Raw genomic sequence first — 20,917 nt, forward strand, 5'->3', positions numbered from 1 at the left:
CGCTCAGGGCTGGCGCGGCGCAGGCCGCGGCACCGGGCGCAAGGCGTCGGCGGTTTCGCCGAGCCGCTCGGCGGCAAGTGCGCGCCCCGCATCGCTGGCCACGCCGCGCCCCTCGGCCGCGAGCCGCGCGCCGCGGCGCAGCAGGTGGCGGAATGGTTCAACGCCGCCAGGAGGGACGGTGATGACGGTGCCGTCCTCCAGCACGGCGCCGGCGACCTCGCCCTGCGGCGTGTAGTAGGGAGTCTTGACCGTGCCGGAGACGCTCAACGACTCCGCCTGCTCGGCAGGGGCGCGGCCGAGCTGGCGCCAATAGACACGCTCCACCACCACCGGCGCTGCTTCGTCGCTGGGGGCGAAGGCCAGCACGGTGATCACCGGCGCATGCCGCGCGCGGATGCCCCAGACGATGATCGGCCGCCCCGGCGCGGCGGCCTGCCGCACGGCGTCGCCGAATTCCGGCGGGAAGACGATCTGCGGGCCTTCGCGGAACAGCAGCGCATCGGTCTCGCCGCGCGGATTGATCAGGTAGCGCTCGACCGTGCCGGTGAAGGCCGGCAGCTGGGTGGGATCGAACCAGAACTCGGCCACGGCACTGCGCGGCGGCGGCCCCTGCGCCAGCGCCGCGACAGGCATCGCGGCGAGCAGCAGCAGCAAAGGCAGGATCTTCGCGCGCATCGCCTCCCCCCCGCGTGCCCCCGCATCAGCGGCTGCGCAACGCACCAAAGACCAGGCTCAACAGGAACAGCACGAGGAAGACGGCGAACAGGATCTTGGCGATTCCGGCAGACGCGGAGGCGATGCCGCCGAATCCGAACAGCCCGGCGACCAGCGCGACGACAAGGAAGATCAGGGTCCAGTAGAGCATGCGCGGCCTCCGCCCGTAGGTGGGGCAGGAACGCGCCCCGCCGATACCGGTTGCCGTGCGCAACGGCGCCAAGGGCGCCCGTTGGGGTGCGCCGAGGTTGAACCGCCGGCGCTTCGCTCGGTCCGCTGCGCTGGCGGCGCTCGCGGCCTGGTCTGCTACCCGGCCCGCAGATCGATCCTCCCGGAGCCGGGCCTCAGCCGGTGCCGATCGGCAGGCCGCGCGTCACCGCTTGGTAGGTGGCTACCGCCAGCATGGTCGGCTCGAACGGCTTGGTGATGACGAAGGCCGGCTCCACGCGGCTGCCGGTGAGCAGCCGCTCCGGATAGGCGGTGACGAAGATCACCGGTGCCGCGTGCCGCGCCAGGATGCGCTCCACCGCGGTGGCGCCGTCGCCGCCCTGGCCGAGATTGACATCGGCCAGCACCAGGCTCGGCCGCTCGCTCTCGGCGATCGCCACCGCCTCGTCCTCGCTGGCCGCCACGCCGACCACATCGTGGCCGGCGCTCTCGACGAGCTGCTGCAGGTCCATCGCGATGATCGGCTCGTCCTCGATGATCAGCACGCGCGCGGTGCTCGCCGAGCGCAGCCGCTCGCGCGCGCTGGCCAGCATCGCCTCCGCCGAGTCGGGATCGAGCCCGAGCACGGCGGCCGCCATCGCGCTGTCGAGCTCCTCGAGCGAGGTGAGCAGCAGCAGCATGCGCTCGGTGCGGGAGAGCGCACCTGATGCCTCCTCCGGCCGTGCGCCGATGACGCGCGCGACTCCGGCGAACAGCGACAGGCGTGCGCCATCCGGCCCGGGCACCGGGCGGACGCCCTCGCGCAGCGCCTCGGCCACGATCGCGTCGCCTTCATTTTGCGTGCCGGACAGGGCGCGGGCGAAGCGCCTGGCATAGGGTAGGGCCGCCAGCAACGCCGCGCGGTCGATTTCGCTCATCGCCTTTTCATCTCCCGCTCCTGGCTTTGCGATGCCGGGCGTCGTGATCGTTGATATGCAGCGTACCGTGGACGGACAAGACAACTCTGACGTGTTGCGGGCCGGTATCGCGCAGTTGTTGCCGGAACTGCGCGCGGCCGCGCGCCTGCTCACCGCATCGCGAGCGGAAGCGGACGACCTCGTGCAGGAGGCGGTGCTGCGCATGCTGCGCGGATTGGACGGCTTCGCGCCACCCGATGCGCATGATGGCGACACCGCGGCAGCGCTGCGGCCCTGGGGACTCGCCGTGCTGCGCAACGCCTTCCGCGAAGGCTGGCGGCGGCGGCGGCGGGAACTCGCGCATCTCGAGACGCAGCCGCGCGACGAGGAGGGCCGCAGCGGCGGGCAGGAGACCGTGTCACGCATGCGCGAGCTTGCGCGCGCACTCGCGACGCTGCCGCCCCCGCTGCGCGAAGCGCTGGTGCTGGTCGGTGCACAGGGGCTGAGCCACGAGCAGGCCGCCGCGATCTGCGCCGTGCCGGTCGGCACGATGAAGGCGCGGGTCTCGCGCGCGCGCCGGCAGCTCGCCTCCACTCTCGGCGCTGTGATGGACTGACGGATCCGCGATGCAACCCGCCCCGGAGGCCATTCATAGAGAGGGTATCTGGACCGGAGAGAATGATGCCCAACGAGTTCCACGCCCAGCTGATCACTCTGCTGCCCCGGCTTCGCGTGCAGGCACTTGCCCTCACCCGCAACCGCGCCGCGGCGGAGGACCTGGTGCAGGATGCGGTGGCGAATGCGCTGGCAGCACAGGACAGCTTCACGCCCGGCACCAACTTCGCGGCCTGGATGCATCGCATCCTGCGCAACCGCTTCATCTCGACGCTGCGCAAGCAGCGCGACACCACGGACATCGAGGACCTGCCGGCAAGCGCCTTCGCCGTCGCCGCGACGCACGAGGACCGGCTGGTGCTGAAGGAGCTCGGCCGCGCGGTGAACCGGCTGCCGGTGGACCAGCGGGAAGCACTGTTCATGGTGGTGCTGCAGGGCATGTCCTACGAGGATGTGGCGAGCGCCACGGGTTGCGCGGTCGGCACCGCCAAGAGCCGCGTGTTCCGGGCGCGCCGGCAGTTGCAGGCCTGGCTGATGGGCGAGGACCGCGCGACGGGGCGCAGCGGCGAGGCCCAGCCCTCCGAGACCGACAGCCGGCGGGACCACCGCCTCCGCGCCGACGCGGCGGCGTCGGGCGCGTAGTCCGCGACCCATCGGCGCCGCCCCCTCCAGCGACGGGGGGCGGCGCCGTTCAGGGCGGTGGGGATGGACGACGACCGGCGGATTCCGCAGTTGCCTCGACGCGAGGATCGTGGCGCGCCGCACCGGCGGCGCGTCGAGGAGGCGTTTGCGGTGTGGCTCGAGCAGAAGCTGCACGAACTCTACGACAGCGTGACCAGGGAACCGCTGCCGCCCGAACTGCTGCGCCTGATCGAGGGGCAAGGCGCGGAGCACGAACCGGAAGAAGGTGCGGAGCGCAAACCGAGAGAAAACCCGGAGCGCGAGCCGAAAGACTGATACCTTCTCCCGCTGAGCGTGGCCGATCACGCGCCACCGGCGGGGGCAGGGTGGACTCGAAGAGAACCGGCACCACGCAGCGGGAAGGCGGCGTACCGTGAGGCGTCCGCGCCTGCCACCGACGCTGCGTGGCCGGATGCTCGGCCTGCTTCTGCTCGCCGCCTTGCCGGTTCTCGCGCTGGCGGCGCTCGGCATTGCCGCTTCCTGGCAGGCCGAGCGGGAGGAGGTGGAACACCGGCTCGCGCGGGATCGCGACCATGTGATTGCGCTCAACCGTGCGGCGGTGGAAGCCGCTGCGGCCGTGCTCGCGACCGTTACGGCGGCCGCGAGCACGGGCGGAGCACGCTGCGACGCGCTGCTCGCGCCGGCGCGCAGCCTGGGCCTGGCGCCCGTCGTCGTGGATGCCGAGGGCGCGGTGGTGTGCGGCACCGCGGTACCGCCGCCCGGACTGGCGCGGCTGCGGGGCGCGGCGCGGCCCGTGGTGGCGCCCGGGCAAGGCGCCGCCGTGCTGGTGGCGCAGCCGCTGGCCGGCAATGGCGGCTTCGTCGCGACCGAGGTGCCGCTGCGGACATCCGCGCCGGAACTTCGGCTATGGCTGCTCGACGCGACGGGCGGTGCGCGGGCGGTGCGCGCAGGCACCAGCGCGCCGCCGGCGCCCGAAGGCTCCGGTGCGGAGCGCCTGACCGCCGAGGACGGCACCACCTGGCTCGCCGCCGCGGGCACCATCGCACCCGGGATCAAGGTGCTGGTGGCGCGCCCGGACGCGCCGCTGCGCCGCGCCGCGCGGTTGATGGCGCTGCGCCGAATGAGCGAGCTGGCGGCGCTGCTCGCCTTGGGCGGGCTGGCCGTCTTCCTCGGCCTTGGTCACTCGGTGACCCGCCCGCTGGCGCGGCTGCGGGCCGCCGTGGCGGGCTGGATGGACGGGCAACCGCTGGATGCCGAGGCGACCGCACGGCTGCCCGAGGAGCTTCGCGACCTGGCGCAGGCCTTCAGCGAGGGCGCGGCGGTGCTGGCCGAGCGCGACGCCGCACTCAGCGCGGCGGTCTCACGCGCCGAGCTGCTCGCGGAGGAGGTTCACCACCGCGTCAAGAACAACCTGCAGATCGTCAGCAGCCTGTTGGCGCTGCAGGCCGGGCGCGTGGCCGATGCCGCCGCGCGCGCCGAGTTCGAGGCCACGCGCGACCGCGTCGCCGCGCTCGCCACGCTGCACCGGCACATGTACCTGCATCACGACCCGGATGCGATCGATCCGCGCGCCTTCCTGCAGGAACTTGGCGAGCAGCTCTTCGCGGCGGTGGGCGAACGGCCAGGGCGGCGCATCGCCTTCCAGGTGGATGCGTCGCCGCTGCGCATCGCCTCGGACCAGGCGGTGCCGCTGGCGCTGCTGATCACCGAGGCCGTCTCGGTGGCGCTGCGGCACGGCTTCCCCGGCGCGCGGCGTGGCCGGATCGCGATCCGCCTGGTCTCCACCGAGGCGCGCGCGGAGCTCACCATCGAGGATGACGGCGCCTGGCCGCGGGCGGATGACCGGCTGCGCACCTCGCTGATGCGCGGCTTCGCGCGCCAGCTCGGCAGCGAGCTGCGGATGGAGGAAGGCCGCCTCTCGCTGGACCTGCCGCTGCGCCCGCCGCTGCCGCGCCAGGTGCCGCGGCTGCGTGCCGGGAGTGCCACTTGAAGCGGCGCGCACGAATTCCGGCGCATTCATGCCTCGGACGCCGGCGCGCCTCCGGCGCCTGGCTTCGTCATGCCTTGCGGCGGGCCGCAGGTCCGAAGTCGGCCACGCCTCTCAGGCGGCCGGCGCCGCGAGTTCCGCCGGCGCGGTGCGGTCGCGCTTCACCAGCAGCTTGTTCAACGCATGCACATAGGCGCGCGCGGAGGCCACGATGGTGTCGGTGTCGGCACCCTGGCCGTCCACCAGCTTGCCGGCCTCCTCCAGCCGCACCGTCACGCGCGCCTGCGCATCGGTGCCGCCCGTCACGCTCTGCACGGCATAGAGCTTGAGGTTGACGTCGTGCGGGAAGGCGATGCGCAGCGCGTTGAAGGTGGCGTCCACGCCGCCATCGCCGCCCGCCACGCCCTCGCGCACCTCGCCATCCACGTCGAGCGAGATGGATGCGATCGGGCGGGTATGCATGCCGGTGGAAACGGACAGGCCGGTCAGCTTGATGCGGTCGTTGCCGCGCACGACCTCGTCGTCCACCAGCGCGGCGATGTCCTCGTCGTAGACGACCTTCTTGCGGTCGGCGAGATCCTTGAAGCGCTTGAAGGCGTCGTTGAGCGCGTTGTCGCCCAGCTCATAGCCCAGCGCCTTCAGCTTGTCGCGGAAGGCGGCGCGGCCGGAATGCTTGCCGAGCACCAGCGAGGACTTGTTCCAGCCGACGCTCTCCGGCGTCATGATCTCGTAGGTCGAGGCGTCCTTCAGCACGCCGTCCTGGTGGATGCCGGATTCGTGCGCAAAGGCGTTGCGGCCGACGATCGCCTTGTTCGGCTGCACGTCGAAGCCGGTGATGGTCGCCAGCAGGCGGGAGGTGCGCAGGATGCTCGGTGTCTTCACGCCGTTCTTCACCGGCACGGCGTCGTGGCGCGTGCGCAGCGCCATGACGATCTCCTCCAGGCTGGCATTGCCGGCACGCTCGCCGATGCCGTTGATGGTGCACTCCACCTGCCGCACGCCGGCGCGGATCGCGGCCAGGGTATTGGCGACGGCGAGGCCGAGGTCGTTGTGGTTGTGCGCCGAGAACACGACCTTCTCAGCACCCGGCACGCGCTCGCGCAGCATGGTGAAGACCCGGAAGATGTCCTCCGGCACCGCGTAGCCGACGGTGTCGGGGACATTGATGGTGGTCGCACCCGCCTTGATCGCGGCCTCGACGCAGCGGCAGAGGAAATCGTCCTCGGTGCGCGTGCCGTCCTCGGCCGACCACTCCACATCGGCGGCCAGGTTGCGCGCCAGCGTGACGGAGGAGGTGACGAGATCCAGCACCTGCTCCGGCTCCATGCGCAGCTTGACGCGCATGTGCAGCGGGCTGGTGGAGACGAAGGTGTGGATGCGGCCGCGCGCGGCAGGCTTGATCGCCTCGCCGGCGCGCTGGATGTCGCCCGGCGCGGTGCGCGCCAGGCCGCAGACCACCGGACCGTCCTTGGCGAAGCGCTGGGCGATCGCCTGGACGCTCTCGAAATCGCCGATGGAGGCGATGGGGAAGCCGGCCTCCATCACGTCCACGCCGAGCTCCGCCAGGGCCTCGGCCATGCGGACCTTCTCCTCCAGGTTCATGGAGAAGCCCGGCGACTGCTCGCCGTCGCGCAGAGTCGTGTCGAAGATGACGATGCGGTCGGGGTCCAGGGTCCCGAAGGATGGATGCTGGATGGACATGGTGGCGTTCCTTGCGTCGTCGTTCAGCCGTGGCGGCGGCGCGCCCGGCGCGCAGCAGCCCGTTGGGGCTTCCCCTGAGCGGTGCCGGCCGTCAGCGGCCGGGCGTCACGCCCAGGGGCGACGAAGTCGAAGGAGGAGCGCGCGCAGGCGCACGCCACCCTGGCGGGCGGCGGCAGGCTCGGTGCGGGGCGCGCGGAGCGTCATGACTGGCGGGAAGCTAGCGGCGCAGGGCGGCCGTTGCAAGCTTTCCGGTGCCGCGCCTCGCGCGGCGCGGCTTGATTTGGCACTGGAATGTCCCGCCCGCCCCGCGCGAAGCTGCAGGCCGCCACCCAGCACGCCGGAGGCCCGCCATGGCCGAGCGCCACTTCCTCGCCTTCTGGAACCTCGAGAACCTGTTCGACACCGCCGATGCGGCGCGCAGCGAAGGGCTGGCGAAACGGCTGGCCAGGGAGCTGAAGGGGTGGTCGGGCGCGGTGCTGGACCGCAAGATCGCCAACCTCGCCGGCGCGATCCGGGCGATGGATGGCGGCAAGGGGCCGGGAATCCTCGGCGTGTGCGAGGTGGAGAGCAAGGCGGTGCTGCACTGCCTGGCGGCGGCGATCGACGGCGACCGCTACGCCGTGGTGCACGCCGACAGCCTCGACCAGCGCGGCATCGACAGCGCCTTCCTGTTCGACACGCGCCGCTACACGCAGGTACCGAACGCCGTCTTCACCCATTTCGTGATGCGCCGCACCTATACGCGCGACATCCTGCAGGCGAGTTTCCGTACCGCATCCGGGCGGGAGCTGGTGCTGTTCGCCAATCACTGGCCCTCGCGCTCCGGCGGCCGGTTCGAAAGCGAGCCCTACCGCATGACCGCCGGCGAGACGCTCGCCCACTGGCACAACCGCGTGCATGAGGAGCGGGGCGAGAACATCACCGTGCTGGCGATTGGCGACTTCAACGACGAACCCTTCGACCGCTCGCTGGTGGATTACGCGCAGGCGACGAACACGCGCGGCCGGGTGACGCGGGCGCGCAGCGTGCGGCGCTTCCTGAACCTGATGGCGCCGCTGGTGGGTGCGGCCGAGGGCAGCTACGTCTTCGACGGCCAGCCGATCATGCTGGACCAGATCCTGGCCGGAAGATCAGCGGTGAGCGGGGCGGCGGGCCTTGCCGTGGACGGCCCGGCAACGATCCTGCGCCCGCCCGGCGTGAAGGCGGCACCGCGGCCTTTCAAGCGTCCGGCGGTGAAGGGCGGCGCCGATCCTGACGGCTTCAGCGATCACCACGCGGTCGGCGTGGTGCTGCGCGAGACGTGACTCACCGCGGCGGGTGATGCTGCCACCAGTGCCGTGCGATGTCGGCGCGGCGACAGACCCAGACCTCGTTGCGGTGCTGCGCCACATGCGCGAGGAAGCGCTGCAGCGCCCGCGCACGGCCGGGGCGGCCGACCAGGCGGCAATGCAGGCCGACCGACATCATCTTCGGGGACCCTGACCTGCCCTCCTCCAGCAACAGGTCGAAGGCGTCGCGCAGGTGGCGCTCGAAGCCATCAGGGTCGCCGAAGCCCGGTGGCACGGCGAACTTCATGTCATTGTTGTCGAGCGTGTAGGGGATGACGAGCTGCGGCCTGCCTTCGACCTCCACATAGTGCGGCAGGTCGTCGTCATATGAATCGCTGTCGTAGAGGAAGCCGCCATGCCGCGCAACGAGGCGGCGCGTGCGCGGACTGAAGCGACCGGTGTACCAGCCGACCGGGCGCGTGCCGGTGAGCCGCTCGATGGTCTCGACGCAGAGCGCGATGTCGGCGGCTTCCTCGGCCTCGTCCATCCCGTGATAGTCGAACCAGCGCCAGGCGTGGGAGGCGATTTCGTGCCCGGCCTCGGCGAAGGCGCGCGCGACATCGGGGTTCAGCTCCAGCGCGCGGCCGACGCCATAGACGGTGAGGTTGAAGCGTTGCTGCGCGAACAGGCGCAGCACGCGCCAGACTCCGGCGCGTGCGCCGTAGTCGAACTGCGTCTCCACGCTGCGGTTGCGCTCGCCGATCAGCGGCGCGCCGCCGGGCACCTCGTGCAGGTAGAGCTCGCTGCCCTTGTCGCCGTTGAGCACGGTGTTCTCGCCGCCCTCCTCGTAGTTCAGCACGAAGGAGAGGGCGAGCTTCGCCCCGCCCGGCCATTTCGGGTCGGGCGGCGTGGCGCCATAGCCGCGCAGGTCGCGCGGATAGCCGGAACCGTCATCGGGGAAGCGGGGCGCGTCGGTCATGGCGGAGTCTTGCGGGACCGGCGCCCGCGCGGTCAACCGTTCCGCCGCGTGACCGGCACGGCCACCTCGTTGCGGCGCAGCGCCGGGATGGTCCAGGGCGGATCGTAGAACCAGGCCACCGGCGCGCCCGCCTGGACCCAGCCCGTGGCAGGCAGGGCGGCGAGCAGCCGGTCGCGCGCCTCCGCCACGGCGGCCGGCGTGGTGGAGCCCGAGAAGCGCAGCACCGCCACGGTCTCGGGCGGCACCTGCACGATCGAAACGCGCGGATCCTGCGGCACGGGCGGGTCGCGCAGCGCGGCGGGCAGGAAGAAGCGGATGCGGTAGCCATCCGGCGTCGCCGCCTGCGCCACCGGCGCAGTCATGGCGATGCGCGTCGGCTGCTGAGCCACAGGCGCCGTCATGGCGATCTTCGCACTGCCCTGGTTGGCGCCGAAGATGTAGCGGGCAAGGCGCGAGAAGCCCTCGCTCCGGCTTCCGGTCTCATCGCCTTCCACCGCCGTCTCGGCGGCGAGGCGCGCCGCATAGCGACGGATCTCCAGCCCGGCTTCGATGCCAAGCGTCTCGTAGCGCGGTTCCTCCGTCCCTGCCCTCACGCCCACCACCGAACAGGCGCCGAGCAGCAGGGAGGAGGCAACGGCGGCCAGGCGAATGGGCATCGCGTGCTCCTTCCGGTCCCCGGCATCTGGGGTGCTTCGCTCATCCTGCCATGGCGGCGGCAAGGCCGACCGGCGGGCTCGCGAGCGGCTTGCGTCCCTTCGCCAGCGCCACGGCGCCGGTCATGCTGGCCTGGGCGAGCGCCACCTGGTCGGCGCCCTCGGCGAAGGCCGCCTCGGCCGCTTCGGCGACGATGCGGTGATAGCCCGCCGTGTCGCCACCGCGGAAGGCGGCCCAGGCGCCGGGAACGAGCCGCACGTCGAGCGTCGCGCCATGACGCGCCGCCGCCTCGGCGAAGATGGCGCGCGTCGGCTCGATGGTTGTCTCGACAGCGCAGAGCACGACGACGCGGCCACCGCCCTTCGTCGCTTCCTCGGCCAGCGCGGCGTCCACGCGCAGGACGGGGATCGCTGCGCGCGCCAGCGCGGCGCCGGGGCCCACGGTGGAGCAGGTGAGCAGCACGGCATCCACGCCCGGCTGGACCAAGGCCTCCAGCGCGCGGGCGGTGCGCTGCGCGATCTCGTCGGTGAGGCCGCCGGCGGCCTCGGCGTCCTTCAGCAAATCCTCGCGCAGCGTGTGGGTGAGCGTCACGCCCGGCGGGCAGGCGGCGTCGAAGACGGCCAGGTTGCCGGCGGCGGTGTGCAGGCAGGCGATGGTTGTCATGGCGGCGCTTCCTCCCCGAGAAACACGAAGGGCGGCAGGTTGCCCTGCCGCCCCGTGCGCGTCACCTGGATTGCGGCGGCTCAGTTCTTCGCCTTGTCCACCAGCTGGTTCTTCTTGATCCAGGGCATCATGCCGCGGAGCTTCTCGCCCACCTCCTCGATCGGATGCTCGGCGAGGCGGCGGCGGGTGGCCTTGAAGGAGGCCTGGTTGACCTTGTTCTCCAGCATCCAGTCGCGCGCGAAGCGGCCGGACTGGATGTCCTCCAGCACCCGCTTCATCTCCGCCTTGGTCTCGGCGGTGATGATGCGCGGGCCGGTGACGTATTCGCCGTATTCGGCGGTGTTGGAGATGGAGTAGTTCATGTTGGCGATGCCGCCCTCATAGATGAGGTCGACGATCAGCTTCACCTCGTGCAGGCATTCGAAATAGGCCATCTCCGGCGCGTAGCCGGCCTCCACCAGCGTCTCGAAGCCGGCCTTGATCAGCTCGACCAGGCCACCGCAGAGCACGACCTGCTCGCCGAACAGGTCGGTTTCGCATTCCTCCTTGAAGGTGGTCTCGATCACGCCCGAGCGGCCGCCGCCGATGGCGGAGGCGTAGGACAGCGCGATCTCCAGCGCATTGCCCGACGGGTTCTGGTGCACCGCAACCAGGCAGGGCACGCCGCCGCCCTTCTGGTACTCGCCGCGAACCGTGTGGCCCGGGCCCTTCGGCGCGATCATGAACACGTCGAGGTCGGGGCGCGGGTCGAGCAGGTTGAAATGCACGTTGAGGCCATGCGCGAAGGCGATCGCCGCACCCTGCTTCAGGTTGGCGTGCAGGTGGTCGCGGTAGAGGTCGCCCTGCAGCTCGTCCGGCGTGAGCACCATGGTCACGTCGGCCCACTTCGCCGCCTCGGCGGGCGTCATCACCTGGAAGCCGGCTGCCTCGGCCTTCTTCCAGGAGCCGCCGGGACGCAGCCCGATGACGACATCCTTGACGCCGGAATCGCGCATGTTCTGCGCATGGGCATGGCCCTGGCTGCCGAAGCCGATGACCGCGACCTTCCTGGCCTTGATCAGGTTCACATCCGCATCGCGGTCGTAGTAGACGCGCATCAACTCATCTCCTTCTTTCATCGGAACAGTTCGAGGAAGCCGTCTGGTCGGCACAAAGTCGCTAAGTAGATGCCGATCAAGGTTGGCGCCGCGCACAAACCGGGCCAGAGCATACGAGTCGGAATGGCTGCTGTGATCGGTCGCATCTGCTTATCCGTCGCCAGAGTCTGCAGATACAGATCGTTCAGCGTCTCGATGTGGATCGGGTCACTGTAGTGCCCGCCGAACTTGCTCTCGTACAGACGCGAGAAGTCAAGCGCGACGGGCTTGAAGCCGCTGGCGCGTAGAATAGCGGAAACTTGCGCTCCAAGCTGCTGGGCCAGCCACGTATGGCGCGTGTAGCGCTGGTGGATCTTCAGGAACAGCAATCCAAAGAGCACTCCGGTGATGACCAAGAGCCAGCCCAGCGCCCTCACCATCGCCAACTTGTCGCTGGCGTCTTCCCGAAGACCCACCACCGCAGCAACACCCAGCAGGATTGCGGCCACCAATGTGAAGAACACGGTGCCAAGCGCGACACGAAGCGTCTCGTAGTGACGCCCCATATTGAGGGCTTCAACATTGTACCGCATCAGCACATCGATGATGTCGCGGGGCTCCATGCGGCTGTGGCCGCTCCCCAACCCGCTAAGTCCCGGATCGCCCATTGAACGCCGGTGTCACGCTGACAGGCCGGCAGGCCCGCGCGCCATCGCCACGGCGCCGGTCCGCGAAACCTCCGCCAGCCCCACGGGCCGCATCAGTGCGCAGAAGGCGTCGATCTTCTCGGCATTGCCGGTCATCTCGAAGATGAAGCTCTCGGTGGTGGCGTCCACCACGCGGGCGCGGAAGGCATCGGCCAGGCGCAGCGCCTCGACGCGATGGTCACCCTTCCCCACCACCTTGATCAGCGCCAGCTCGCGCGTCAGGTGCGGACCTTCCAGCGTCAGGTCGCTCACCTTGTGCACCGGCACCAGGCGATCGAGCTGCGCCTTGATCTGCTCGATCACCATCTCCGTGCCGGTGGTGACGATGGTGATGCGCGACAGGCGCCGCTCGGCATCCACGGGCGCGACGGTCAGGCTCTCGATGTTGTAGCCGCGGCCGGAGAACAGGCCGATGACGCGCGCGAGCACGCCGGCCTCGTTCTCCACCAGCACCGCGATCGTCGCGGCGCGCAGGGTCGTTTCGGCAGGATCAGGCATCTTCGGTCATCCAGGCAATCGGCGAGAGGCGAGCCGCGCATGGCCCGCCACGGAGGATCAGGCGCGCAGGGTCAGACGAGGACCTTGCCCTCGTCCGTTACCAGCGCCGCATTCCCCTCCTGGTCCGGGCCCAGGATCATCTCGTTATGCGCCGCGCCCGAGGGGATCATCGGGAAGCAGTTCTCGTCCTTCGCCACGCAGATATCGGCGATGACGGGTGCATCCGTCGCGATCATCTCGCGGATCACGCGGTCCAGGTCGTCCGCCTTCTCCGCGCGCAGGCCGACGCCGTGGAAGCTCTCGGCGAGCTTCACGAAATCGGGCAGCGCCGCGGAATAGCTCTCGGAGTAGCGGCCGCCATGCAGCAGTTCCTGCCACTGGCGCACCATGCCCATATACTCGTTGTTCAGGATGAACACCTTCACCGGCAGGCGGTACTGCGCCAGCGTGCTCATCTCCTGGATGTTCATCAGGATCGAAGCCTCGCCGGCGATGTCGATCACCAGCGCATCGGGGTGCGCGATCTGCACGCCCATCGCGGCCGGCAGGCCGTAGCCCATGGTGCCCAGGCCGCCCGAGGTCATCCAGCGGTTGGGCTTCTCGAAGCCGAAATACTGCGCGGCCCACATCTGGTGCTGGCCGACCTCGGTGGTGATGAAGGTCTCCTTGCCGAGCTCGCGCGTGATCTCGAACAGTCGCTTGACCGCGTGCTGCGGCTTGATGATCGCGCCCTTCTGCGTGTAGCGCAGGCAATCCTTCGACCGCCAGGCATCGATCTGGCGCCACCAGCCGGCCAGCGCCTCGCGGTCCGGCTGGGTGGTGTCCTCCTTCCACGCCTCGATCAGCGCGGCGAGGATCTTCCCCGCATCGCCGACCACCGGCACGTCCACCTTGACGTTCTTGTTGATGGACGAGGGGTCGATATCGCAGTGGATCTTCTTCGAGTTCGGCGAGAAATGGCTCAGCTTGCCGGTCACGCGGTCGTCGAAGCGGGCGCCGATGTTCAGCATGACGTCGCAGTCATGCATCACCCAGTTCGCCTCGTAGGTGCCGTGCATCCCCAGCATGCCGAGGAACTGCGGATGGCTGGAGGGAAAGGCGCCGAGGCCCATCAGCGTGTTGGTGCAGGGAAAGCCCGTCATCTGCACGAACTGCGTCAGCAGCAGCGAGGCCTCCGGCCCGGCATTGATCACGCCGCCGCCGCTGTAGATCACCGGCTTCTTCGCCGCCTTCAGCAGCGCCACCGCCTTGCGGATCTGCGCCATGTCGGGCTCGGTCTGCGGGCGGTAGGAGCGGTGCGGCTGGTCGGGCGCCGGCGCCTCGGCATAGGGCGCCTTGCCGATCAGGATGTCCTTCGGCAGGTCGATCACCACCGGGCCGGGGCGGCCGCTGCGCGCGACATGGAAGGCCTCATGCACCACGCGCGCCAGATCGCCGGGCTTCTTGACGAGGTAGTTGTGCTTGGTCGCCGGGCGGGTGATGCCGGTGGTGTCGGCCTCCTGGAAGGCATCGTTGCCGATCAGGTGCGTCGGCACCTGGCCGGTCAGGCAGACCACCGGCACGCTGTCCATCAGCGCATCCAGCAGCCCGGTCACCGCATTGGTGGCACCTGGGCCGGAGGTCACCAGCACGCAGCCCACCTTGCCGGTGGAGCGCGCATAGCCCTCGGCGGCGTGCACCGCCGCCTGCTCGTGGCGGACCAGGATGTGGCGGATGGCGTTCTGCTGGAAAATCGCGTCGTAGATCGGCAATACCGCGCCGCCGGGATAGCCGAAGATGACCTCTACGCCCTGCTCCTTCAGCGCGCGGAGGACGACCTCGGCGCCCGACATCGTCAGGGGCGCGGCGTCGGCGTGCTGGGTGGTGGCAGACATCTTCTGGAGTGCTTTCCTCGGCTTTCGCGCGGATGGTTGCGCGCCCGGCAAGGCCGATCCTGGCCGGGGGCGGCACCCTTACGCCCCATGCCGCACTGCGTCAACGCCGCGTTTCAACGAAAGCTGCGAAATAATCTAACAAACTTTCCGAATCTTGCGCGCCATCGTCCCACCTCGCACGCAATATTCGTGCGCGCTCCGGGGATGCCAGCGCGTGGTGGCGGAACCAGGTCGCCTGCCGCTTGGTGTACTGCCCGGTGTTGAGGATCGCCCGCGCCGAGGCGGCTTCCAGCGAAGCCTGGCCGGCCAGATGCGCCAGCAATTCCGGCACGCCATGCGCGCGCATCGCCGGCAGCGCGGGATCGAGGCCGAGCGCGCCGAGCGCCCGCACCTCCTCCAACGCGTCCGCCTCCAGCATCGCCTGCCAGCGCGCGGCGATCGCGCCGCGCAGCGCGTCGCGCGGCGGATCGAGCAGCACGGCGGCGAAGTCCCATGGCGCCGGACCGGTTCCGCCCGCCCGCAGCCAGGCGCGCAGCCCCTGCCCCGTGCCGGTCGCGACCTCATAGGCGCGCGCGAGGCGCTGGCTGTCCGAAGGGCGCAGCGTCGCGGCGGTCTCAGGATCGAGCGCGGCGAGGCGCGCATGCAGCGCCGCCGGCCCTTCCTCGGCCAGCAGCCGCCGCGCCTCGGCGCGCGCCGTCTCCGGCACGGCGGGGATCGTGGCGAGCCCCTCGGTCAGCGCGGCGAAATAGAGGCCCGTCCCACCGCAGAGGATCGGCACGCGTTCGGCCGCCCGCGCCGCCGCCATCTCGGCCAGCGCCGCGCCGCGCCACCAGGCGGCCGTGCCGGCTTCGGCGGCCGCACGCACGCCATAGAGCGCATGCGGGGCGCGGGCGAGATCGGCCTCGGTTGGCCGCGCGGTGATGATCCGCAGCTCGCGATAGACCTGCATGGAATCGGCGTTGATCACCACGCCGCCGAGCCGTTCGGCCAGCGCCAGCGCCAGCGCACTCTTGCCGGATGCCGTGGGCCCCGCCACCAGGATGGCGGGTGGTCGCGCCGCCAGGCGCGCGGGATCAGGTCGCGCCGCCAGGCGCGCGGAATCAGGTCGCACCGGCAGGCGCGCGGGATCAGGTTGCGCCCCGTTCGTCACGGTGGCAGAGGGCGCGGCGCATGCCGCACATCCTGACCCTGATCGCTGCCCCCGGCGGCCTCGACACCGCGCTGGTCGCCCGCGTGCGCGCCGCGCTCGATGCACTCGGCGCCGCGCCCGGCAAGCCCGAATGGCTCGCCGAGGCAGAAGCCGTAGACCTCCCCTTCACCGGCGCCGCCGAGCAGGCCGTTGCCGCCGCGCGCGCCGCGCTGGCCGACGCGCCGGTGGATGCCATCGCCCAGCCGCGGGACGGCCGCCGCAAGCGCCTGCTGATCGCCGACATGGACAGCACCATCGTGACGTCCGAGACGCTGGACGAGATCGCCGCCTATGCCGGGCTGAAGGAGCGCATCGCGGAGATCACCCGCCGCTCGATGAATGGCGAGCTGGATTTCCGCGCGGCGCTGATCGAGCGCGTCGGCATGCTGGAAGGCCTCGCCGTCGCCGCGCTGGAGGCGACCTGGGAACAGACGCGGATGATGCCCGGCGCGGCCGAGCTGGTCGGCACGATGCGCGCGCATGGGGCGGTGTGCTGCCTGGCGTCCGGCGGCTTCACCTTCTTCACCGGGCGCGTCGCGGAGAAGCTCGGCTTCCACCACCACGTGTCCAACGTGCTGCTGGTCGAGGACGGGAAGCTGACCGGCCGCGTGGCGGAGCCGGTGTTCGATCGCAACGCCAAGCTCGCCACGCTGACGCGGCTGGCCAGCGAGAACGCGCTGCCGATGGAGGCGACGCTGGCCGTCGGCGATGGCGCCAACGACCTGGACATGATCCGCGCGGCGGGGCTCGGCGTGGCGTTCAAGGCGAAGCCGGTGGTGGCGGCGGCGGCGCGGGCGCGGGTGGACCATGGCGACCTGACCGCGCTGCTGTTCGCGCAGGGTTACCGGCGGAGAGACTTCGTCACGCATTAGAACAGCAGGAGAGCAGGATGCGGGGCGCCGCCCCGCGCCCCGCCGGGGACGATGATCGTCCCCGGCCCCCTGCGAAGATCAGCCGCGCTGGCCGCGGGGCGGCGCGTTCAGGCGCAGCGGCACCCAGCGCTGGCCCTGCGGGCCCTCGATCAGCAGCAGTGCGGTGGCGCGTCCCTGGCGACGCAGACGCTCGAGACGCTCCTGCACTTCCGTGGGCGTTCCCACCCGCTCCTGCTGGACCTCCACGATCACGTCACCGGGGCGCAGCTCACGCTCGGCGGCAGGGCTGTCCGGCGATACCTCGGTGATCACCACGCCGCGGCTATCAGCCCGCAGGCTGAAGCGCTCGCGCTGCTCCGGCGTGATCGGCGCGACCCGCAAGCCCAGGCCCGCAAGCTCGGTCTGCTGCGGCTGCGCCGGCTGGGTCGGCTGCACCGCGGCCTGCTGCTGCTCGCTCGGCAGCTCGGCGACGGTGATCTCCACCGTCTGCTCGCGGCCGTCGCGCCACACCACCACCTGCACGCGGTCGCCGACCGTCGTGTCGGCGACGATGCGCGGCAGATTGCGCATCTCGCGCACCTCGCGGCCGTTGAAGCGCAGGATCACGTCGCCGGCCTGGATGCCGCCGGCCGCCGCCGGGCCGCCTTCCTGCGCACGCGCCACCAGCGCGCCGCGGGCGCCGTCCTTCAGCCCGAGACTCTCGGCGATCTCGTCGGTCACCTGCTGGATGTTCACGCCGAGCCAGCCGCGCCGCACCCGGCCATTGTCGCGCAGCTGCGCGACGATGTTCTTCGCCAGGTTGGACGGGATCGCGAAACCGATGCCGATCGAGCCGCCGGTCGGCGAGTAGATGGCGGTGTTGATGCCCACGACCTCGCCAGCCAGGTTGAACAAGGGCCCGCCGGAATTGCCGCGGTTGATCGCCGCATCGGTCTGGATGAAGTCGTCGTAGAGGCCCTGGCGGATGTCGCGGCCGCGGGCCGAGACGATGCCTGCGGTGACGGAACCGCCGAGGCCGAAGGGGTTGCCGATCGCCAGCACCCAGTCGCCCACCTGTGCGGTGTCGCTGTCGCCGAGCACCACTGCCGGCAGCGGGCTTTCCGGCCGCACCCGCAGCACGGCGAGGTCGGTACGCGGATCGGCGCCGAGCAATTCGGCGCGCAACGTGGTGTTGTCCTGCAGCACGACATTGATCTCGTCGGCGCCATCTATGACGTGGTTGTTCGTCACCACGATGCCCGAGGCGTCGATGATGAAGCCGGAGCCGAGCGACTGGCCGCGGCGTGGCGGCATCGGGCGGCCGGGCTGGCCCGGAGCCTGCCCGTTGGGCCGGTTGCGCTCCATGAAGTCGCGGAAGAATTCCTCGAACGGGCTGCCGGGCGGCGCCTGGGGCACTTCCGGCGCGTCGCGGCCGGCACGCTGCTGGGCGCCGGCCTGGGTGGTCTGGATGTTCACCACCGCCGGCAGCAGGCGCTGCGACAGCGGCGCGAAGGAGGAGGGCGCGCCAGGCGGCGGCACCTGCGGCGCGATCTGCTGCGCCGGCGCGACGCCGGGCGGCAGCAGCGCAAGCGGCAGCGCCAGCGCGGTGGCGAGGGCGAGAGGGGCAAGACGCACGTGAGGCAACCTTCCCTGGTGTGACATCAGCAAGATGGGCCGGCCGGGCCGGCTGGCAACGAGATTGGCACGTTCCGACCTGGGTGGAACCCCGGCGGTGTGTGACGGCGTGTCACGAACCGCGCCGCGCGGCAACAGGCGGCCGCCGATGGTTCCGGTCGGCGAATCAGCCGGTCAGCAGCCAGGCGACGGCGATACCGATCGCCGCCGCCGCCAGGCCGCCGCTGCGCAGCCGCGCATCCGGCAGGGTGGCCAGCGCCGCGACGGCCCGGCGCATCGCACCGGGCGCCACGGCGTAGAGCAGCCCCTCCACCGCGAGCACCACGGCGACGCCGGCGAGCACCTGGTCGAGGCGCATGCCGGCCGCCGCCGTGGTCAGTTGGACGCGGCGCCGGCGGGCGCCGGCGGCGCGGCCGCAGGTGCCGCGGGTGCCGCCGCCGCCGGCGCGGGAACGGGCGCCGACAGCGCAGGCTGGCCCGGCGAGCCGGAGGCTGCCGGCGCCGCCTGGCGCGCCGCCGCGGCGGCGCCACCGAAGGCCGGCGTCGTGCCGTTGCCGGCCGGGCTCTCCCGGAAGAAGCGGAAGAACTCGCTGTCCGGCGAGAGCAGCAGGCGCGTCTCGCCCTCGCCGAACGCCTCGCGATAGGCCTGCATGCTCCGCCAGAACTGGAAGAAGTCCGGGTCGCGCTGGAAGGCGTCGGCGAGGATGGTGATCGATTCCTGCTCGCCCTGGCCGCGCAGGACGTCGGACTGGGCCTGCGCCTCGGCGAGCAGCACGGTGCGCTCGCGGTCGGCGCCGGCGCGCACGCGCTGCGCCACCTCCGCACCTTCCGCACGCGCCTCGCGTGCCACGCGCTCGCGCTCGGACTGCATGCGGCTGAGGATCGCCTGCGTGTTCTCCTCCGGCAGGTCGGCGCGGCGGATGCGGACATCCACGATCTCGATGCCGAAGCGCCGCGCCTCCTCGTTCACCTGGTTCTGGATCTGGGTCATGATCCGGGCGCGGTCGGTGGACAGCACCGAGAGCAGCGGCTCGTTGCCGAGCACGCGGCGCAGCGCGGAGGTGACGATCGAGTTGAACCGCGCGCGGATGCCCGCCTCGGTCGCGCCGACGGTCTGGTAGAACTCCAGCGGATTGGCGATGCGGTAGCGCGTGAAGCTGTCCACGATCAGCCGGCGCTGGTCGCCGAGGATCACCTCCTCGCCCTGCGCGTCGTAGTCGAGCAGGCGGCGGTCGAAGGCGATCACCGACTGGATGAAGGGGATCTTCGCGTGCAGCCCCGGGTCCGTGATCACGCGGATCGGCTGGCCGAACTGGGTGATCAGCACCTGCTGGGTCTGGTGCACGGTGAACAGCGTGGACGAGACGACGACGAGGATGACCGCCGCCACCGCCGCCAGGATGAGACCGCGGTTCATCGCCCGAACCCCTGCGGACGGCCCGACACGGAGCCGGATATGGCGCCCTGCGGCGGCACGGGCGCTGGCGCCCCAGGCGAGGGCGGAGACAGCTGGCGTTGCGCCTGCGGCGCCGCGACGGCGGCGCGCCCGGTGTCGCCGAGGTTCAGCAGCGGCACGATGTTCTGCAATCCGGTGTCAACCAGCACCTTCGGGTTACGGCGCAGGATTTCCTCCATGGTCTCGATGTAGAGGCGTCGCAGCGTCACGTCCTGCGCCGTCTGGTAGGCGGAGAGCACGGAGATGAAGCGCTGCCCCTCGCCTCGGGCGCGGGCGATCTGGCTTTCGCGCACGCCTTCGGCTTCCTGCACGAGGCGCGCAGCCTCGCCGCGGGCGCGGGGGATGATGTCGTTGCGGTAGCTCTCGGCCTCGTTGCGCAGGCGCTCGCGGTCGGCCTCGGCGCGCTGCACGTCGCGGAAGGCGTCCACCACCTGGGCCGGCGGGTCCACCCGCTGCAGCTGCACCTGCGTGACTTCGACGCCCGAGCCGTAGCGGTCCATGATCGCCTGGGTGCCGCGGCGGACCTCCTGCTCGATCTGCGCGCGCGCTTCGGTCAGCGCGGGCTGGATCGGCGTGCGGCCGATCACCTCGCGCATGACGCCCTCGGCGACGGACTTCACGGTCTGCTCGGGATTGCGGGTGTTGAACAGGAACTCGCCCGCATCGCTGATCCGCCAGAAGATCGCGAAGTCGATGTCGATGATGTTCTCGTCGCCCGTGAGCATCAGGCTCTCTTCCACCACGTCGCGCGCCGGAACCGGCCGGGTCGAGGTGCCACCGGCCTCGCCGGCGGTGCGGAAGCCCACATCGATGCGGTTGATGCGCGTCACGCGCGGCGTCGTCACGCTCTCGACCGGCCACGGGATGTGGTAGTTCAGGCCGGGCGGTGCGGTGCGGTCGAAGGCGCCGAAGCGCAGCACCACGCCCTGCTCGTCCGGGTCCACCCGGTAGAAGCCCGAGGCCGCCCAGAGCGCCGCCACCACCAGTCCGATCAGCGCAATGCCCTTGCCGCCGGTGCCACGCGGCAGGTAGCGCCGCACCGCGTCCTGCGCCTGACGAATGACATCGTCGAGGTCGGGGCCCCGTCCGCCGCCACCGCCGCCGCCCGAAGGCGGTTGCGGCGCTCCCCAGGGTCCGCCCGGCCGGGGATTCCCCCAGGGGCTGGGTCCGCCGCTGCTGTTCCACGCCATCGGGTGAAAAACCTCCTCTTCCCGGCAGTCTTGCACCGCATCCTCCCGCGCCCGCAGGGGGAGGGATGCAGCGGCCTCAGTGCTGGTCCATATGGGGACGGCCGGGCCGGGAGAAACCGGCGCGCGGCGCCCCGAGCGAACCAGGGTCCGGACCG

22 protein-coding genes are annotated in these 20,917 nt (G+C 71.2%); 6 read left to right on the forward strand and 16 right to left on the reverse strand.

The window, feature by feature from the left end; genetic code table 11:
• Positions 1 to 3 precede the first annotated feature (3 nt).
• The 3 genes from ACESM1_RS25080 to ACESM1_RS25090 all read right to left on the reverse strand — a co-directional run bounded on the left by ACESM1_RS25080 (position 4) and on the right by ACESM1_RS25090 (position 1,799).
• Positions 4 to 675, reverse strand: coding sequence for a hypothetical protein (locus tag ACESM1_RS25080; protein ID WP_372623963.1), 672 nt, complete (start codon positions 673 to 675; stop codon positions 4 to 6).
• Between the two features lie 25 nt (positions 676 to 700).
• Positions 701 to 865, reverse strand: coding sequence for a DUF1328 domain-containing protein (locus tag ACESM1_RS25085; RefSeq protein WP_372623964.1), 165 nt, complete (start codon positions 863 to 865; stop codon positions 701 to 703).
• 193 nt (positions 866 to 1,058) lie between these two features.
• Positions 1,059 to 1,799, reverse strand: a complete 741-nt coding sequence (locus tag ACESM1_RS25090) for a PhyR family response regulator anti-anti-sigma factor (protein ID WP_372623965.1) — start codon at positions 1,797 to 1,799, stop codon at positions 1,059 to 1,061.
• A gap of 91 nt (positions 1,800 to 1,890) precedes the next feature.
• Between ACESM1_RS25090 and ACESM1_RS25095 the strand changes: the two genes are divergently transcribed.
• The 4 genes from ACESM1_RS25095 (at position 1,891) to ACESM1_RS25110 (ending at position 5,025) form a co-directional block, all read left to right on the forward strand.
• Entirely contained in the window at positions 1,891 to 2,394 is a 504-nt protein-coding gene (locus tag ACESM1_RS25095) for a sigma-70 family RNA polymerase sigma factor (RefSeq protein ID WP_372623966.1), read from the forward strand.
• Positions 2,395 to 2,459: 65 nt separating this feature from the next.
• Entirely contained in the window at positions 2,460 to 3,035 is a 576-nt protein-coding gene (locus ACESM1_RS25100; protein ID WP_372623967.1) for a sigma-70 family RNA polymerase sigma factor, read from the forward strand.
• 63 nt (positions 3,036 to 3,098) lie between these two features.
• Positions 3,099 to 3,350: a hypothetical protein gene (locus tag ACESM1_RS25105; protein ID WP_372623968.1), complete on the forward strand. Its 252-nt coding sequence runs from the start codon at positions 3,099 to 3,101 to the stop codon at positions 3,348 to 3,350.
• Positions 3,351 to 3,447: 97 nt separating this feature from the next.
• Entirely contained in the window at positions 3,448 to 5,025 is a 1,578-nt protein-coding gene (locus ACESM1_RS25110) for a sensor histidine kinase (RefSeq protein ID WP_372623969.1), read from the forward strand.
• Between the two features lie 111 nt (positions 5,026 to 5,136).
• Here ACESM1_RS25110 and ACESM1_RS25115 read toward each other — a convergent pair whose 3' ends face one another.
• Complete coding sequence (locus ACESM1_RS25115) at positions 5,137 to 6,723, reverse strand: 2-isopropylmalate synthase (RefSeq protein WP_372623970.1); 1,587 nt, start codon at positions 6,721 to 6,723, stop codon at positions 5,137 to 5,139.
• A 350-nt stretch (positions 6,724 to 7,073) separates the two neighbouring features.
• On the opposite strand from ACESM1_RS25115, the gene ACESM1_RS25120 reads away from it, so the two are divergent.
• A complete protein-coding gene (locus ACESM1_RS25120) occupies positions 7,074 to 8,027 on the forward strand; it encodes an endonuclease/exonuclease/phosphatase family protein (RefSeq protein WP_372623971.1) in 954 nt (317 codons plus the stop codon).
• 1 nt (position 8,028) lies between these two features.
• On the opposite strand, the gene puuE is transcribed toward ACESM1_RS25120, so the two are convergent.
• From puuE to miaA, 8 genes are all read right to left on the reverse strand, one after another.
• On the reverse strand, positions 8,029 to 8,970 hold the full coding sequence (gene puuE / locus ACESM1_RS25125) for an allantoinase PuuE (protein WP_372623972.1): 942 nt from the start codon (positions 8,968 to 8,970) through the stop codon (positions 8,029 to 8,031).
• 32 nt (positions 8,971 to 9,002) lie between these two features.
• Positions 9,003 to 9,626, reverse strand: coding sequence for an SOUL family heme-binding protein (locus tag ACESM1_RS25130; RefSeq protein WP_372623973.1), 624 nt, complete (start codon positions 9,624 to 9,626; stop codon positions 9,003 to 9,005).
• Positions 9,627 to 9,666: 40 nt separating this feature from the next.
• Positions 9,667 to 10,287, reverse strand: a complete 621-nt coding sequence (locus tag ACESM1_RS25135; protein WP_372623974.1) for an aspartate/glutamate racemase family protein — start codon at positions 10,285 to 10,287, stop codon at positions 9,667 to 9,669.
• 80 nt (positions 10,288 to 10,367) lie between these two features.
• Positions 10,368 to 11,384: a ketol-acid reductoisomerase gene (ilvC, locus tag ACESM1_RS25140; protein WP_372623975.1), complete on the reverse strand. Its 1,017-nt coding sequence runs from the start codon at positions 11,382 to 11,384 to the stop codon at positions 10,368 to 10,370.
• A gap of 17 nt (positions 11,385 to 11,401) precedes the next feature.
• On the reverse strand, positions 11,402 to 11,986 hold the full coding sequence (locus tag ACESM1_RS25145; RefSeq protein WP_372623976.1) for a hypothetical protein: 585 nt from the start codon (positions 11,984 to 11,986) through the stop codon (positions 11,402 to 11,404).
• Between the two features lie 57 nt (positions 11,987 to 12,043).
• On the reverse strand, positions 12,044 to 12,568 hold the full coding sequence (ilvN, locus tag ACESM1_RS25150) for an acetolactate synthase small subunit (RefSeq protein ID WP_372623977.1): 525 nt from the start codon (positions 12,566 to 12,568) through the stop codon (positions 12,044 to 12,046).
• A gap of 71 nt (positions 12,569 to 12,639) precedes the next feature.
• The gene (locus tag ACESM1_RS25155; protein ID WP_372623978.1) at positions 12,640 to 14,442 is read right to left on the reverse strand and encodes an acetolactate synthase 3 large subunit; all 1,803 of its coding nucleotides are present in this window, start codon (positions 14,440 to 14,442) and stop codon (positions 12,640 to 12,642) included.
• A 100-nt stretch (positions 14,443 to 14,542) separates the two neighbouring features.
• Positions 14,543 to 15,505: a tRNA (adenosine(37)-N6)-dimethylallyltransferase MiaA gene (gene miaA, locus ACESM1_RS25160; protein ID WP_372623995.1), complete on the reverse strand. Its 963-nt coding sequence runs from the start codon at positions 15,503 to 15,505 to the stop codon at positions 14,543 to 14,545.
• A 107-nt stretch (positions 15,506 to 15,612) separates the two neighbouring features.
• On the opposite strand from miaA, the gene serB reads away from it, so the two are divergent.
• Positions 15,613 to 16,503 (forward strand): phosphoserine phosphatase SerB, encoded by an 891-nt coding sequence (serB, locus tag ACESM1_RS25165; protein WP_372623979.1) that lies wholly within the window; start codon positions 15,613 to 15,615, stop codon positions 16,501 to 16,503.
• 78 nt (positions 16,504 to 16,581) lie between these two features.
• On the opposite strand, the gene ACESM1_RS25170 is transcribed toward serB, so the two are convergent.
• The 4 genes from ACESM1_RS25170 to hflK form a co-directional block, all read right to left on the reverse strand.
• Positions 16,582 to 18,117 carry a DegQ family serine endoprotease gene (locus ACESM1_RS25170; protein WP_372623980.1) on the reverse strand — a complete coding sequence of 512 codons (1,536 nt, stop codon included), beginning with the start codon at positions 18,115 to 18,117 and terminating at the stop codon, positions 16,582 to 16,584.
• Positions 18,118 to 18,283: 166 nt separating this feature from the next.
• Positions 18,284 to 18,475 (reverse strand): DUF2065 family protein, encoded by a 192-nt coding sequence (locus ACESM1_RS25175; protein ID WP_372623981.1) that lies wholly within the window; start codon positions 18,473 to 18,475, stop codon positions 18,284 to 18,286.
• Between the two features lie 17 nt (positions 18,476 to 18,492).
• A complete protein-coding gene (gene hflC / locus ACESM1_RS25180; protein ID WP_372623982.1) occupies positions 18,493 to 19,533 on the reverse strand; it encodes a protease modulator HflC in 1,041 nt (346 codons plus the stop codon).
• The gene (hflK, locus tag ACESM1_RS25185) at positions 19,530 to 20,762 is read right to left on the reverse strand and encodes an FtsH protease activity modulator HflK (RefSeq protein WP_372623983.1); all 1,233 of its coding nucleotides are present in this window, start codon (positions 20,760 to 20,762) and stop codon (positions 19,530 to 19,532) included. The genes hflC and hflK overlap by 4 nt, the downstream gene beginning before the upstream one ends.
• Between the last annotated feature and the right edge of the window lie 155 nt (positions 20,763 to 20,917).

Origin of the sequence: Falsiroseomonas sp., from assembly GCF_041690465.1 — a bacterium.
Taxonomy (GTDB): Bacteria; Pseudomonadota; Alphaproteobacteria; order Acetobacterales; family Acetobacteraceae; genus Falsiroseomonas.

Excerpts from the sequence above, each read along its gene's own strand:
- hflK (WP_372623983.1), bottom strand. The coding sequence starts at position 20,762 with ATGGCGTGGAACAGCAGCGGCGGACCCAGCCCCTGGGGGAATCCCCGG.
- ilvC (WP_372623975.1), bottom strand. The coding sequence starts at position 11,384 with ATGCGCGTCTACTACGACCGCGATGCGGATGTGAACCTGATCAAGGCC.
- hflC (WP_372623982.1), bottom strand. The coding sequence starts at position 19,533 with ATGAACCGCGGTCTCATCCTGGCGGCGGTGGCGGCGGTCATCCTCGTC.
- ACESM1_RS25155 (WP_372623978.1), bottom strand. The coding sequence starts at position 14,442 with ATGTCTGCCACCACCCAGCACGCCGACGCCGCGCCCCTGACGATGTCG.
- ACESM1_RS25120 (WP_372623971.1), top strand. The coding sequence starts at position 7,074 with ATGGCCGAGCGCCACTTCCTCGCCTTCTGGAACCTCGAGAACCTGTTC.
- ACESM1_RS25115 (WP_372623970.1), bottom strand. The coding sequence starts at position 6,723 with ATGTCCATCCAGCATCCATCCTTCGGGACCCTGGACCCCGACCGCATC.
- puuE (WP_372623972.1), bottom strand. The coding sequence starts at position 8,970 with ATGACCGACGCGCCCCGCTTCCCCGATGACGGTTCCGGCTATCCGCGC.
- ACESM1_RS25135 (WP_372623974.1), bottom strand. The coding sequence starts at position 10,287 with ATGACAACCATCGCCTGCCTGCACACCGCCGCCGGCAACCTGGCCGTC.
- ACESM1_RS25175 (WP_372623981.1), bottom strand. The coding sequence starts at position 18,475 with ATGCGCCTCGACCAGGTGCTCGCCGGCGTCGCCGTGGTGCTCGCGGTG.
- ACESM1_RS25105 (WP_372623968.1), top strand. The coding sequence starts at position 3,099 with ATGGACGACGACCGGCGGATTCCGCAGTTGCCTCGACGCGAGGATCGT.
- ACESM1_RS25090 (WP_372623965.1), bottom strand. The coding sequence starts at position 1,799 with ATGAGCGAAATCGACCGCGCGGCGTTGCTGGCGGCCCTACCCTATGCC.
- serB (WP_372623979.1), top strand. The coding sequence starts at position 15,613 with ATGCCGCACATCCTGACCCTGATCGCTGCCCCCGGCGGCCTCGACACC.
- ACESM1_RS25100 (WP_372623967.1), top strand. The coding sequence starts at position 2,460 with ATGCCCAACGAGTTCCACGCCCAGCTGATCACTCTGCTGCCCCGGCTT.
- ACESM1_RS25130 (WP_372623973.1), bottom strand. The coding sequence starts at position 9,626 with ATGCCCATTCGCCTGGCCGCCGTTGCCTCCTCCCTGCTGCTCGGCGCC.
- ACESM1_RS25145 (WP_372623976.1), bottom strand. The coding sequence starts at position 11,986 with ATGGAGCCCCGCGACATCATCGATGTGCTGATGCGGTACAATGTTGAA.
- ilvN (WP_372623977.1), bottom strand. The coding sequence starts at position 12,568 with ATGCCTGATCCTGCCGAAACGACCCTGCGCGCCGCGACGATCGCGGTG.
- ACESM1_RS25080 (WP_372623963.1), bottom strand. The coding sequence starts at position 675 with ATGCGCGCGAAGATCCTGCCTTTGCTGCTGCTGCTCGCCGCGATGCCT.
- ACESM1_RS25085 (WP_372623964.1), bottom strand. The coding sequence starts at position 865 with ATGCTCTACTGGACCCTGATCTTCCTTGTCGTCGCGCTGGTCGCCGGG.